This is a genomic window from Ruegeria sp. CDSB136 (assembly GCF_059610965.1).
The window spans coordinates 89506-101728 of record NZ_JBXWOP010000004.1; the positions used below are offsets into that span (position 1 = coordinate 89506).

A 12223-nucleotide genomic window follows, 5' to 3' on the forward strand; every position below is an offset into this window, starting at 1 on the left:
TACATAGTGGCCAGCCCTCGGGATGCAAAAGGTTTTTGTCATGTCTGAAACACCCGTCTTTGATCCGTCCAACCTGAAATACAACGAATCCGGTCTGGTCCCCGCCATCGCTCAGGATGAGCAGACAGGCGACGTTCTGATGATGGCATGGATGAACGCCGACGCCATTCAGCGCACGCTGGATTCGCACCGCGTCACGTATTGGTCCAGATCCCGTCAGTCCTTCTGGGTCAAGGGTGAAACCTCGGGGAACGTCCAGGAACTGGTGGATTTCCGGGTCGATTGCGACCGGGATTGCCTGTTGGTTCTTGTGCGCCAGACAGGACCGGCTTGTCATACCAACAGGCGCAGTTGTTTCTACACAGCCGTAAGAGATGGTGAGGAAGTCGAATTGATGGCCCCGATGTCGTAGCGGCCGCTATAGCCCAACCATCGCACGGATATCGCCGGGGCTGGCCCCTTCGGCGCGGTATTTGGCGATCGCCCTGGCATCATCACGCTTGGCCAACCGTTTGCCGGTATCATCCCGGATCAGGTGGTGATGGTGGTAGAATGGCGTCGGAAGACCAAGCAGCGCCTGCAGCAGAACATGTATTCGGGTGGCTTCGAACAGGTCCTGTCCGCGAACAACATGCGTGACGCCCTGTGCCGCATCATCCAGAACGACGGAAAGGTGGTATGAGGTTCCCATATCACGCCGGGACAGGACTACATCACCGATGCAGGTTTCCATCTCCTCCGGAGTGAACTCAATCACTCCGGTCTCGCCGTTCGGGCCTTCACCCAATTCCGTGAAACTCGCTACCGATGTCGCCAGTCCTCCTGGTATCGTGCGGTCTTTGAAAAGGCTGGCGGCTTTTTTGGTTGCTGCCGAGATGTCCAGACGAAGCGGGATGTCCGTTGGCCGCCTGTCTCCGCCTGAACCTCGTTCTTTCAGAGTTCCACGACACGTTCCGGGGTAGATGATTCCATCCGGACCATGCAACGGCGCACCTTCTTGTGGGGCGCTGGCGGCAGCCAGAATGTCCCTTCGATTGCACGTACAAGGGTAAAGCAGGCCCTGAACCCAAAGATCATCAAGCGCTTTTTCATAAATCGCCGAACGCGCGGATTGGCGCATGACTGGTTCAGGCCAATGCAGGCCCAGCCATCTCAGGTCCTCATAAATCTGGTCTTCCCATATCAGCCGCGATCTGGAACGGTCGATATCTTCAATGCGTAGAAGAAACTCTCCGCCTTCGGCAATGGCCATTTCGCTGGCAAGCAAGGCAGAGTACGCGTGCCCCAGATGTAAAGGACCTGTGGGTGACGGGGCAAACCGGGTTACAAAAGTCACGTCTTTTCTACAACATACACTTCGGACTTCAGGTCCAGGCCGGGCAAGTGCGGGCCGTATTCGCGGAACAATAGACGCGCCGCGCCCATATCCAGCCAGTCATTCAATCGAACGGTGTAAGTATGATCCGCAAGCGCATGATCGTTAAAAGAAAATGCAAGCAATCCGCCCTTTGGAAGTGCATGCATCAGCATATCCAATGTCTCGGGCGGGGCTGCGCCGATGCCGATCACGCCAATCGCTGTGATTGCCTTGTACTCACCAGCCGTCAAAGGTTTTGAGTTTGTGATGTCGAAGGTCTTCAGGTTGCGATAAACCCCCTTGGCCTTGGCCCCTTCAAGCATCTGCGGCGTCGGGTCAGCACCGTCGACGATCTGAAAACCGGCATCCCTTAATGCGACGCCGGACAGGCCTGTGCCGCACCCGTAATCAAGAATTGGTGTCTGCGCCTCGGGCATTTTGGACCAAAGCGCTTCGGCAACACGTCCCGGCGTGGCATAGCCATTGGCGCCAACCTCGTCATCGTAGGACGGGGCCCATTTCTGATAATGTGCCCGGGTTTCCTGCGGGCTATCCAAATCGTAAGTGTCTTTGAGGTATTTGTCGCTCATACCGGTATGTTAGGCCCGGTTTGCCCGGCGCGTCCAGTCACCAATGCGCAAGCCAGTTCTTCCATTCAGCTTTAGCTCGGTCCGTATAGGCTTTGTAACGGTCCTTTCGCCCGCGCCGTCCGCCTTTAAGGCCGTCAACTGGGCGAAACAGGCCGAAATTTACGTTCATAGGCTGGAAAGTCTTGGCCTCGGCCCCTCCTGTGATGTGATGGATCAGGGCACCCATGGCACTGTCCTGCGGCACTTCAGGTTTGGAAAGACCCATGATTTCAGCGGCGGCCAAACGACCGGCCAACAGACCCATCGCCGCGCTTTCGACATAGCCTTCAACACCCGTGATCTGGCCAGCAAATCGGATATTTGGTTTGGATTTCAGTCGCATCTGCGAATCCAGCAATGTCGGAGAGTTGATAAAGGTATTCCTGTGAATGCCACCCAGACGCGCGAAACTGGCGTTCTCCAGCCCCGGGATCATGCGAAACACCTCGGTCTGGGCCCCGTATTTCATTTTGGTCTGGAAGCCGACGATGTTGAAAAGCGTTCCCAGCGCGTTGTCGCGGCGCAACTGAACCACCGCATGGGGTTTCACGTCCGGTTGATGCGGGTTCGTCAGGCCAACTGGCTTCATGGGCCCGTGCCGCAAGGTTTCACGACCGCGTTCCGACATGACCTCAATCGGCAGGCAGCCATCAAAATACCCTGCGGTTTCACCTTCGTGAAACTCGGTTTTGTCCGCAGCCAGCAACGCGTCGATGAACGCCTCATACTGATCGCGATCCATGGGGCAGTTCAGGTAGGCCGTTCGTTCCTCTTCGGTTTCGCCCTTGTCATAGCGCGACTGCATCCAGGCCCGGCTCATATCGATGCTGTCGGCGTAGACGATCGGTGCGATGGCATCGAAAAAGGCCAGCGACTCGGCTCCGGTCTCTGTGCGGATGGCTTCGCCCAATTCTGGCGATGTTAGCGGCCCGGTCGCAAAGATCCATTGTCCGACATCGGGCAGGGCGGTGATTTCCTCTCCGGTTATTTCGATACGAGGGTGCGCCCGCAATTTGGCGGTGACCGCCTCGGCAAACGGATCGCGATCAACCGCCAGCGCGCCACCGGCGGGCAGCCGATGCGCATCTGCGGTCGTCATGATCAACCCGTTTGCGGCGCGCATTTCCCAGTGCAGCAGACCGACGGCGTTCTGTTCATCGTCATCCGACCGGAAAGAGTTCGAACAAACCATCTCGGCCAGATTTCCAGTCTGATGCGCAAATGTGCCCACCTTGGGCCGCATTTCGTGAATCACGACATCCACGCCAAGCTCCGCAGCCTGCCAGGCCGCCTCGGACCCGGCCATGCCGCCGCCCACGATATGCAGTTTCTGTGTCATAATCTGCCACATAGGGCAGAGTGCTGACCGACGCAACAGAACTGCACGCGTCGAATAAAGTGCGGATTGAGAGGGGGATCTTGGGGTCGCCGCTGCGGGAATGTCTGCGCCGGTGAGAGAGACCAGCTCGGAGGGACCTTCCGCCCACGGCGACCCAAAAGTATCGTTGAGGCCTTAACCTCGACCAAGCTTTGCCACAGTGTCGCCCTTTTGAAAAGTGCAAAAATACGGACAGTGAGGAAAAAAATGTAAAACAATTGCCTCATTGGTGCCAATTTGGCGGCCGTTTTTCGATAAAAGCCGAGATTCCCTCCTCGGTATCCCGATGCAGCATGTTTTCCGCCATTACGTCGCCGGCATAGGAATAGGCCTGCTGGATTGGCATTTCGAGTTGCTGGTAAAACGCCTCTTTCCCAATTTTTACGGCGGTTCCGAGTTTGGTCGCCAGGTGTTCGGCCAAAGACATCGTTTCATGTTCCAACAGCATTTCCGGCACTGCCCGATTCACAAGCCCCAGCTCAGCTGCCCTTTCGGAAGAAATGAAGTCGCCGGTGGTCAGCATCTCGAACGCATGCTTGCGCGGGATGTTCCGGCTAAGCGCAACCATCGGCGTTGAACAGAAAAGCCCGATATTTACCCCATTGACGCCAAACCGCGTGCCTTCGGCCGCAATCGCCAGATCGCAAGTCGCGACAAGCTGGCAGCCCGCGGCGGTCGCGATGCCATGTACCTGCGCGATGACGGGCTGGGGCAGGGACTGGATGGACATCATCATCCGGGCACACCGCGCGAACAGGTCCTGAAAATACCCCCGCCCACGGTCCGGAGCCTGGCGACCGGCGGTCATCTGCTTCAGGTCGTGGCCTGCGCAAAATGCTTTCCCGGCACCGGAAAGGATCACTGCGCGGATCGAGGCATCGGATTTCAGAGCGTCAAGCTCGGCCTGCAGCGCCGCCAGCATTTCGTCGCTCAGGGCATTCAGGCGTTCGGGCGCGTTCATTTTCAGATGTGCGATTGCGCCGGTGTCGTTACGTTCCAGAATTGCCATCTTGCCCTCCTGCTGGCTGTGCGCCAACTCTAGGGCGACAAGGCGAGGAGTGGAAGTATGTCGTTGGCGCTGAACAAAAAGGAACTGTCTGATTATCTGGCGCAGGTCTTTCCGCAGGTTCGCGAGGATTTCATGGTCGAAGAATTGTCTTGCGACTCGGTCAAAATGCGCCTGATTGTTGCTAACCGGCACCTTCGGCCCGGCGGTACCATTTCGGGCCCTTCCATCTTTGCGCTCGCCGATGTCAGTGTCTATGCGATGGTTCTGGCCAGAAAAGGGCGGCAGGCTTTAGCGGTTACGACCAGCGCTTCAATGGATTTCCTGCGCAAACCCGATGGCGGCGCGGACATGATTGCACATTGTAGTTTGCTGAAACTGGGTCGGACATTGGCTGTCGGTGACGTTCTGATGTTTTCAGAAGGCTCGGACAAACCCGCCGCGCGGGCCAGCATGACATATTCTCTTCCGCCGGACGGATCGGCTGCGGCCGCTTTTGGATAAAAAAGGCCGGGGGCATGCCCCGGCCAGGGAAGAGGTCCCAATAATGGGACTGGGGATTTCTAGTTCATCCAGAAATAGCGTTTGGTTTCGCGATAGGCCTGATGCCGGGTCAAACCGACATCCTGCAGCAATTTATCGTCCAGCTTTCCAAGATTGACGCGGCTGCGGCGGCGTTGTTCCCATTTGGTGACCGTCGCTGCAAACCGCACTGCCAGCGCGGCGATCAGCGGCAGCCGGGGGCTGTCGGTCAGCAGCATAAGAGCGGGGTTGTGCATTGCGCGTGTCATGTCATGGTTCCTTTCAAATTGTATTGACACAAAGCGTAAATGTTCGGTACATGTGATTGATACATTCAGGATTGTGTCAAAATCAAAGGAAGAATTGTAATGGATACAATTTGGCCAGAGTCATTGCCCAAATCCAAAGGCCCCAAGTATACATTGGTGGCCGACACAATCCGAAAAGCCATTGATAACAATATTCTGGAAGTTGGTGCGAAACTACCTCCGGTCCGCGAGCTTGCGTATCGACTGCAGATCACGCCCGGCACTGTTGCACGCGCTTATACGATTCTGACGGACGAGGGCTTGCTACACGCCGAGGTCGGGCGTGGTACATTTGTAGCCCCGCCACAATCGCCCATTCTGGACGATGTCTGGGCCAGGCAACTGCATTTGCGGGATGACAAGTACAACGCAAATGTAAGTCTGTTCAGCCCACGCCTGGCCGATGCAGGGCAGGTGGCTTTGATCCGGGAATGCCTCCAGAAGGTGGCTCAGTCCGATCCCGGCCTTTTCCTGAACTACCCAACGCGTGACGCGTACAAGCCGATGCGTCAGGCGGTGGTCAACTGGCTTTCAGATCTGCCGCTGGGCGCATTGACCCATGATGATATTGTACTGACACACGGCGGACAGAACGGGCTGTGCCTGGTGTTTCAGACTATCTTGCGTGGCCCCAAGCCGGTCGTTCTGGTCGAAGACTTGTCTTACGCCGGGTTCCGCCGGGCCGGAGAGTTGATGCGCGCGCAAGTTGTCGGCGTCAAAATGGACCGGTGGGGAATTGATCCGGACGCGATGGAGCATGTTTTGCGCCAGACCCCGGCACAGGCTGTTTGCGTCTCGCCCGAAGTACAAAACCCGACCGGGTCACACACGCCACTGGAACGGCGAAAAGAGGTTGTCGAGGTCGCCCGCCGCTATGACGTTCAGATTATCGAGGACGATTGTTATCGCATGGGGGACGCCCGCGAGCCAAGCTATCGCGCGTTGGCGCCAGAAAGGGGATGGCACGTTTCTTCGATCTCGAAAACTCTGACGCCGGCTCTGCGGGTCGGGTTCGCCATCGCACCAAGGGAGCGTAGCGTGGATCTGCGCCGTTCGGCAGAATACGGATATTTCGGCCTGGCGCAGCCGCTGGCCGAACTGACACGTCTGTTGCTGTCAGATCCCCGGACCCGAAAGGTGACGCAGGATGTGCGCAAACGGATGGGGGAATATGTGCGCGTGGCGGTAAACGCACTGGGCGGCTTCGATCTGAACTGGGCACCGGACGTGCCGTTTGTCTGGCTAAACCTTCCATCGGGGTGGCGCGCCGCAGCCTTCAGCCGCGCGGCGGAGCGTGAAGGAATTCAACTGCGCTCGGCAGATGAATTCGCACTGCGCGATGGTCGCGCCCCGAACGCGGTACGCATTGCCATGAACGGGCACGTGTCACTTGAACGATTTGAAGATGCGATGCACCGCTTACGGGCTCTGCTAGACAACCCACCCGAACAAATCAGTGTCTGATTGCTAAGGCAGAGGCGATGGGTCCCCGAAGAATCCGGCCAAATGCGCAATTTTTCCTTGCGCATCCAGATGAACAAAATCATGTCCCGCAACCATGACCGAGCCATCGGGCGCCACCATGTGCCACGTAAAATGGACCACGTCATGATGTGATGTCGGGCCGCTGGTAATGTCGACGCGGCCATTCGCATCCTTCAGGACATTCCCAATATGCGCGCACAATTCCTTTCGGCCCGAAACATCAGCGGTTGGATCTACATATCGACCATTTTCTGCGAAACACTGCGTCAGCAATTCAAGGCGCTTATTCGCATCAGTTTCCTGCCAGGCAGCTCCATACTTGGCTATTGTCCGGGTCAGTTCCTTCATTCGACTTCTCCGCATCCAAGAGACATGACATACCTGTGACTGTATCAGTGTGGTGAATGATGGCCATTTTGGACCAAGTTTTTTGGGGTAAAATAATACCTATTTTTTAACCTGCTGTAATTACTTAATTAAATCACGTTTGCATGTATTGACCGGGGATTGCAGTAGGTCTAAACCCCATCCATCGAATTCGGGCCGCTCCTCCAGGGGCGGTCTTTCACATCAAACAGGACTATCCTGCCATGAAAACCTTTTCTGCAACACCTGCAGACATCGACAAGAAATGGATCCTGATCGACGCCGAGGGCGTTGTTCTGGGCCGTCTTGCCTCGATCGTCGCCATGCGTCTGCGTGGCAAGCACAAAGCGTCGTTCACCCCGAACATGGACATGGGCGACAACGTCATCGTAATCAACGCTGACAAAATCCAGATGACCGGCAAGAAGCGCGAAGAAAACTTCTACTGGCACACTGGCCACCCGGGCGGCATCAAGTCGCGCACCAAGCAGCAGATCCTCGAGGGTGCACACCCCGAGCGCGTCGTGACCCAGGCGGTCAAGCGCATGCTGCCGGGCAACCGTCTGGCGCGCCAGCAGATGACCAACCTGCGCGTTTATGCCGGTGCTGAGCACCCGCACGAAGCCCAGGCCCCCGAAGTTCTGGACGTCAAGTCCATGAACAAGAAAAACACCCGGAGCTAATGACCGATGGCTGATCAGATCAATACTCTCGAAGAGCTGAGCGCCGTCGCAGGCGTTGAAACCGTGGCCGAAGAAGTCATCGTGCGTGAACCCGTACGTGACGAGCTGGGCCGTTCCTACGCCACCGGCAAGCGTAAAGACGCTGTTGCCCGCGTTTGGATCAAGCCGGGTTCCGGCAAGGTTACCGTGAACGGCAAGGATCAGGACGTCTACTTTGCACGTCCCGTTCTGCAGCTGATCCTGCGCCAGCCGTTCCAGGTTGCCGGCGTGGAAGGTGAGTTCGACGTTGTCGCAACCGTCAAAGGCGGTGGCCTGACCGGTCAGGCCGGTGCGGTCAAGCACGGTATCTCGAAAGCACTGCAGCTGTACGATCCCAGCCTGCGCGGCGCCCTGAAAGCCGCTGGCTTCCTGACCCGCGACAGCCGCGTTGTGGAACGTAAGAAGTTCGGTAAGCGCAAGGCACGCCGTTCGTTCCAGTTCTCGAAGCGTTAATAAGCTACAGAGATTCAGAATTCAGACGGTCGCAAGAAATTGCGACCGTTTTTTTGTTCAGGCGCTTGCGCCAGTTGCAGGTGACAAACCGCTGGTTTCGTCTGAACGCAGGTTAATGTTCAGCTTTGCTTTGTTGCACCGCTGCTTCGGCGAGGCCCATGAACCTTTGCCTAATCTGATCAAGTTTGCGCTTGTTCATACGGCGCGACCAGCGTCGTATGGGTATCATCTGCTTGCTGCCAAAACTGTCGATCCATACCCATCGCCCGGACCCGTCAGAGTACGACTGATAGACAATATTTCCAGCATTCTTGTTGCTGATAAGGACCTGTTCTTCGACCAACATGTCAAAGTGTTTGTTCAATGAATCCAGATGCTCCTGCGTGAGACGCCCGCTTTGGGCCAGCTCCTTAAGGCTGGGTGACAATTGGCCGTCCGGTTCCGAGATGCGCTCGTACATCAGCGCAAGACCCAGATTGGTTTGGATCACGCCGCGGACTTCACAGACTGGAATAGGTTCGTCTCGGTTCTGATAGCGAACCATCAGGTCAAAGGACTCATGAAATTCGCGCAAGAACCCTTTGAACACAGTAGACCGGCGAAAAAGACGGTCGAACCACGTGTCCGTCACTAGGTTGGCGTTTTCGTCCTGGGTATGCGGTTGCGGAATTTTCAGAAGCGTGTCCGGCGAGTCAGGGTGTTGATAAACAAACTGACGGTTTCCCTGCGCTATGACTTCGCAGTTTTGCAGGTTCAGCCGATTTTCGATTCGAGATGTAGCCATACCGCCAGATAATAACAGTTTCGTGACAGCGCAAGCTTAGCGGGTGCCGAGATCAGCGCCATGCATCCAATACGCAAGACCCGCCCAAGAGGGCGGGTCGTTGTCGTTAAATTCTGGTAAGGAGTTTCCCTGAGCTATTCCTCATAGACCAGTTTCCAGGCTCCGTTTTCAACCACGTTGACATAGACTGAATCGGCGCCCTGATGATCATCGGGGCCGAATGACATGTGATTCCCGATCAACTCGTCCTGATAGTCCAACGTTTCCATCGCGGCGATGAAGCTGTCGTGCGTCAGATCAGGGCCTGCGGCCTCAAGCGCCATGACCATCATTTCCGCCGCTGAATACCCCAGCATCGCAAAGCCCACCGGGTCTTCGCCTGTAGCCGTTTTGTATTCTTCAATGAAGGCTGCGGGCGCAGGTTCATCTGCCCGCGCCCACAAGTCCTGCCAGGAGGCTGCGGCGTAAAAGCCTTCGGTCACGCCGCCGGGCACCTGGGCGACCACGGTCAGGAAGCTGGCCGACGTGCCGAGGAATTTCATATCCTCAAGGCCCATCTTCTTGGCAGTGCCCACAACGGTAATCGCCTGCCTTACCCCAAGCGCTATCGTCACGATATCGCATCCTTCATCCCGCAATTTGCTGAGCGAGCCGACGAAATCCGTCTCATCCGGCTTGTGCGTGGTCTCGGCGGCAAAGCTGATGCCTGCTTCTTCGGCACCTGCCTTCGTTCCTTCAAGGATTTCTTCCCCGAAATCTGTCGGCAGATACATGCTGCACACCGCCTGAGACCCGAACTGATCGGCCAAATACTTCACACCAACACGGCTTTGATCGAAGTAGGTCGAGAAGGACGTGAATTTGTTGCGCATGGGCTCCTGCAACATCTGACGCGCGGCTGTCAGAGGGGCAACGTTGGGAATCCCCTTTGGATCCAACAGCTTGAACCCTGCCAAGTTCATTGGCGTTCCCAGCGATTGCAACATGGCAAAGACCTTGTCGCGATTCAGCAGTTTGTTGTAGCCCTGCATGGCGCGTGGCATCTGATAGCCGTTGTCTTCGACGACAAAGCGGATAGTCCGGCCATGAACGCCACCTTCGGCGTTCACGCGGTCAAAGACCACATTTGCGCCCTTCGTGGCAGGAACACCAACTGCAGCGAAAATCCCGCTCAGATCATTGACCGAACCGATGACGATTTCACTATCTGTGACGCCCTGCGTTTCGGCCATCGCCAGATTCGGCGAAACCGACAGGGCGGCGAATGCTGCCAGTCCTTTCATCACGTTCTTCATGTTCATCCTCCCTTTGGGGTACACCATGTCTATTCGTACATATTTTCAATGAGATGTGCGTACTTCTTTTCAACAAAACTCCGTTTGAGTTTCATCGTGGCGGTCAGTTCGTCATCATCGGCAGTTAGCAGAACGTCGATGAGGCGAAAGTCCTTGATCTGCTCGACGCGGGCGAGGTCGTCGTTGACCGACGATACTTCAGCGCCGATCAGATCCCTTATTTCGGGAGCTGCACACAGGGACGCAAAGCTTGAAAACGGGATTTTCCGGCCTTGCGCGTATTTTTCTACGTTTTCCTGATCAATCATGATCAGGGCGGTCAGATACTTGCGCTGATCCCCGATGATGACCGCGTCCGAAATGTAGTGGCTGAACTTCAGGCGGCTTTCAATCTCGGCCGGGGTGACGTTCTTGCCGCCAGCAGTGATTATGATGTCTTTCAGGCGTCCCGTGATGGACACAAAGCCATCTTCGTCGATGCGGCCCATATCGCCTGTCTTAAGCCAGCCGTCGGCCGTAAATGTCTCGGCCGTTTTTGCGTTGTTGCGCCAGTAACCCTGGAAGATGTTTAACCCTTTGATCTGAATTTCGCCTTCGTCCGAAATCCGGATGTCATTGTTTGCTACGGCCTTGCCAATTGAACCGATCTTGTTGTCTGTCAGCGTGTTGACGGACGCCAGCCCGGCTGTTTCCGTCATGCCGAACCCTTCGATCAACGGCACGCCGATGGCCCAGTACCATTTCAGCAGCTCTTGCGAAATCGGCGCTGCCCCTGTGCCACCGCGCCGAATTCGATCCAGCCCCAGCATACGCCTGAGATTTCGCAGCACCAGCCTGTCCCACAGCCAAAAGCGCGCGGAAACACCCATCGGAATAGGCCTGTCGGAAAGCAGGTACTCAGCGCGGCGGTAGCCGACCTTCAGGGCCATTCCATAGGCTGCGCGCCCTATCGGCGTAGCCTCCTGCGCCATGATCTGAACGTGTGAGAAGATCTTCTCCCATACCCGCGGAACCGCCGTGAAGGTTGTGGGTGAAACTTCCTGCAGGTTGGCAAAAACCGTCTCCGGGCTTTCCGCGAAGTTCACCGTGCACTTCGCGGCCAGAGGGAAGAATACCGATACATCCCGTTCCAGAATGTGACACAGAGGCAGGAAACAAAGCTGTTCGTCACTGGCCATGGTCGGCATCGAATGCGCTCCGGCTTCGATGGCGGCCAGAATGTTCTCGTGACTCAGCATTGCGCCTTTCGGCATTCCGGTGGTGCCGGACGTGTAGACCAGCAATGCCGTATCCGGAGGAGAGGCTTTGGCAATTTCTGCCGAAAACCGATCCGGTTCTTCTACAGCGGCCTGTCTCCCGATCTCATACAGGTCATCGACCATCAGGCAATGTGGATGATCCAGATCGTGCAGGCCTTCGTCCTCAAGGATGATGACCTTCAAAAGACCGGGGACGTCGCCTTGTATCTCGAGATACTTGTCCAGATGCTCTTCGTTTTCGACAATCAGAAATCGGCTGCCGCTGTCATTTATCAAATAGTTCAACTGCTTGGCCGAGTCAGTTGTATAAACCCCCGAAGCGATGCCACCGACGGCCTGAATGCCCATGTCGAACCAGGCCCATTCTTTGCGGTCCTCGGAAAGGATGGAAACGACCTCGCCCCGTTGCAGGCCAAGTTTCCGCAGTCCAAGCCCGATCCATTCGGCATGTTTCCAGTAGTCATTCCACGAGTAGGACTTCCAGATACCATAGTCCTTTTCGCGGTGTGCCGTCCGGCTGCCCAGTTCCAAACAGCGTTTTCGGAACAACTGACCGATGGTGATGCAACCATCCACACAAACCGGGCGCTGACCTGGCATCGCATTGTACTGAACACCGTTGATCGCAGTCTGTGGGGGCAGGGGGCTGATATTCATCC

At 56.3% G+C, this 12223-nt stretch carries 14 protein-coding genes; 5 read left to right on the forward strand and 9 right to left on the reverse strand.

The features are described from left to right. The first annotated feature begins 22 nt into the window (after nt 1-22). The gene (gene hisI / locus AC2FIR_RS05945) at nt 23-412 is read left to right on the forward strand and encodes a phosphoribosyl-AMP cyclohydrolase (protein WP_480910510.1); all 390 of its coding nucleotides are present in this window, start codon (nt 23-25) and stop codon (nt 410-412) included. Nucleotides 413-418: 6 nt separating this feature from the next. On the opposite strand, the gene gluQRS is transcribed toward hisI, so the two are convergent. From gluQRS to AC2FIR_RS05965, 4 genes are all read right to left on the reverse strand, one after another. Then, nucleotides 419-1336 carry a tRNA glutamyl-Q(34) synthetase GluQRS gene (gene gluQRS, locus AC2FIR_RS05950; RefSeq protein WP_496744118.1) on the reverse strand — a complete coding sequence of 306 codons (918 nt, stop codon included), beginning with the start codon at nt 1334-1336 and terminating at the stop codon, nt 419-421. Further along, nucleotides 1333-1947 carry a class I SAM-dependent DNA methyltransferase gene (locus tag AC2FIR_RS05955; RefSeq protein ID WP_480524043.1) on the reverse strand — a complete coding sequence of 205 codons (615 nt, stop codon included), beginning with the start codon at nt 1945-1947 and terminating at the stop codon, nt 1333-1335. Before AC2FIR_RS05955 ends, gluQRS begins: the two co-directional genes overlap by 4 nt. Nucleotides 1948-1984: 37 nt before the next feature. Beyond that, a complete protein-coding gene (gene trmFO, locus AC2FIR_RS05960) occupies nt 1985-3325 on the reverse strand; it encodes a methylenetetrahydrofolate--tRNA-(uracil(54)-C(5))-methyltransferase (FADH(2)-oxidizing) TrmFO (protein WP_480910515.1) in 1341 nt (446 codons plus the stop codon). A gap of 262 nt (nt 3326-3587) precedes the next feature. Then, nucleotides 3588-4400, reverse strand: a complete 813-nt coding sequence (locus tag AC2FIR_RS05965) for an enoyl-CoA hydratase (protein ID WP_480489837.1) — start codon at nt 4398-4400, stop codon at nt 3588-3590. 30 nt (nt 4401-4430) lie between these two features. Here AC2FIR_RS05965 and AC2FIR_RS05970 point away from each other — a divergent pair, with 30 nt between their 5' ends. Then, on the forward strand, nt 4431-4874 hold the full coding sequence (locus tag AC2FIR_RS05970) for a PaaI family thioesterase (protein WP_170615064.1): 444 nt from the start codon (nt 4431-4433) through the stop codon (nt 4872-4874). A gap of 59 nt (nt 4875-4933) precedes the next feature. Here AC2FIR_RS05970 and AC2FIR_RS05975 read toward each other — a convergent pair whose 3' ends face one another. Further along, nucleotides 4934-5161 carry a DUF1127 domain-containing protein gene (locus tag AC2FIR_RS05975; RefSeq protein WP_170615063.1) on the reverse strand — a complete coding sequence of 76 codons (228 nt, stop codon included), beginning with the start codon at nt 5159-5161 and terminating at the stop codon, nt 4934-4936. A 99-nt stretch (nt 5162-5260) separates the two neighbouring features. Between AC2FIR_RS05975 and AC2FIR_RS05980 the strand changes: the two genes are divergently transcribed. After that, on the forward strand, nt 5261-6664 hold the full coding sequence (locus tag AC2FIR_RS05980; protein WP_170615062.1) for an aminotransferase-like domain-containing protein: 1404 nt from the start codon (nt 5261-5263) through the stop codon (nt 6662-6664). A gap of 3 nt (nt 6665-6667) precedes the next feature. Here AC2FIR_RS05980 and AC2FIR_RS05985 read toward each other — a convergent pair whose 3' ends face one another. Continuing rightward, complete coding sequence (locus AC2FIR_RS05985) at nt 6668-7033, reverse strand: nuclear transport factor 2 family protein (protein ID WP_170615061.1); 366 nt, start codon at nt 7031-7033, stop codon at nt 6668-6670. 242 nt (nt 7034-7275) lie between these two features. Here AC2FIR_RS05985 and rplM point away from each other — a divergent pair, with 242 nt between their 5' ends. Next, nucleotides 7276-7734: a 50S ribosomal protein L13 gene (rplM, locus tag AC2FIR_RS05990; RefSeq protein ID WP_039536983.1), complete on the forward strand. Its 459-nt coding sequence runs from the start codon at nt 7276-7278 to the stop codon at nt 7732-7734. A 6-nt stretch (nt 7735-7740) separates the two neighbouring features. Beyond that, nucleotides 7741-8226 (forward strand): 30S ribosomal protein S9, encoded by a 486-nt coding sequence (gene rpsI / locus AC2FIR_RS05995; protein ID WP_170615060.1) that lies wholly within the window; start codon nt 7741-7743, stop codon nt 8224-8226. Between the two features lie 112 nt (nt 8227-8338). Here rpsI and AC2FIR_RS06000 read toward each other — a convergent pair whose 3' ends face one another. From AC2FIR_RS06000 to AC2FIR_RS06010, 3 genes are all read right to left on the reverse strand, one after another. Further along, nucleotides 8339-9010, reverse strand: a complete 672-nt coding sequence (locus AC2FIR_RS06000; protein WP_496744115.1) for a YrbL family protein — start codon at nt 9008-9010, stop codon at nt 8339-8341. Nucleotides 9011-9144: 134 nt separating this feature from the next. Further along, complete coding sequence (locus tag AC2FIR_RS06005) at nt 9145-10305, reverse strand: ABC transporter substrate-binding protein (protein ID WP_170806331.1); 1161 nt, start codon at nt 10303-10305, stop codon at nt 9145-9147. Between the two features lie 29 nt (nt 10306-10334). Further along, nucleotides 10335-12221, reverse strand: a complete 1887-nt coding sequence (locus tag AC2FIR_RS06010) for an AMP-dependent synthetase/ligase (protein WP_496744113.1) — start codon at nt 12219-12221, stop codon at nt 10335-10337. Between the last annotated feature and the right edge of the window lie 2 nt (nt 12222-12223).

Coding starts and splice junctions, on each gene's coding strand:
- hisI (WP_480910510.1), top strand. CDS start 23: ATGCAAAAGGTTTTTGTCATGTCTGAAACACCCGTCTTTGATCCGTCC.
- AC2FIR_RS05955 (WP_480524043.1), bottom strand. CDS start 1,947: ATGAGCGACAAATACCTCAAAGACACTTACGATTTGGATAGCCCGCAG.
- trmFO (WP_480910515.1), bottom strand. CDS start 3,325: ATGACACAGAAACTGCATATCGTGGGCGGCGGCATGGCCGGGTCCGAG.
- AC2FIR_RS05970 (WP_170615064.1), top strand. CDS start 4,431: ATGTCGTTGGCGCTGAACAAAAAGGAACTGTCTGATTATCTGGCGCAG.
- AC2FIR_RS05975 (WP_170615063.1), bottom strand. CDS start 5,161: ATGACACGCGCAATGCACAACCCCGCTCTTATGCTGCTGACCGACAGC.
- AC2FIR_RS05980 (WP_170615062.1), top strand. CDS start 5,261: ATGGATACAATTTGGCCAGAGTCATTGCCCAAATCCAAAGGCCCCAAG.
- AC2FIR_RS05985 (WP_170615061.1), bottom strand. CDS start 7,033: ATGAAGGAACTGACCCGGACAATAGCCAAGTATGGAGCTGCCTGGCAG.
- rplM (WP_039536983.1), top strand. CDS start 7,276: ATGAAAACCTTTTCTGCAACACCTGCAGACATCGACAAGAAATGGATC.
- rpsI (WP_170615060.1), top strand. CDS start 7,741: ATGGCTGATCAGATCAATACTCTCGAAGAGCTGAGCGCCGTCGCAGGC.
- AC2FIR_RS06000 (WP_496744115.1), bottom strand. CDS start 9,010: ATGGCTACATCTCGAATCGAAAATCGGCTGAACCTGCAAAACTGCGAA.
- AC2FIR_RS06005 (WP_170806331.1), bottom strand. CDS start 10,305: ATGAAGAACGTGATGAAAGGACTGGCAGCATTCGCCGCCCTGTCGGTT.
- AC2FIR_RS06010 (WP_496744113.1), bottom strand. CDS start 12,221: ATGAATATCAGCCCCCTGCCCCCACAGACTGCGATCAACGGTGTTCAG.